1 protein-coding gene is annotated in these 310 nt (G+C 66.5%); it reads left to right on the forward strand.

The genetic code is table 11. The features are described from left to right. On the forward strand, positions 1-282 hold a 282-nt coding region (locus tag GBG68_RS13995), incomplete at its 5' end, for a diguanylate cyclase domain-containing protein (RefSeq protein ID WP_152765832.1). Positions 283-310 lie beyond the last annotated feature (28 nt).

Consider the following 310-nt stretch of genomic DNA (forward strand, 5'->3'; position numbering starts at 1 on the left):
ATCATCAACGATGTGGAGAACCAAAGCGCCGCCCGGGCGGCCGCCGGCAAGCTGGTGAGCGTGGTGGAGCAGCCCTTTCGCTTCGAGGGCCGGGAACTGCCCCTGAAGGTCAGCGTGGGGCTGAGCGTGTACCCGGATCATGACAGCGATCTGGAAGCCCTGATGAGCCTGGCGGATCTGGACATGTATCGGATCAAGCGCAGCCTGCGCCGGCGTTGCCGCCCCCGGCGGAATCCGCCCCCCCCCGCAGCCGGAGGTCGATCACACGCCGACCGGCCGTGAACGATCCCTGCCCTGATTTCGCCATAAT

It is taken from the genome of Alkalilimnicola sp. S0819, from assembly GCF_009295635.1.
In the GTDB taxonomy this organism is placed as follows: domain Bacteria; phylum Pseudomonadota; class Gammaproteobacteria; order Nitrococcales; family WHIW01; genus S0819.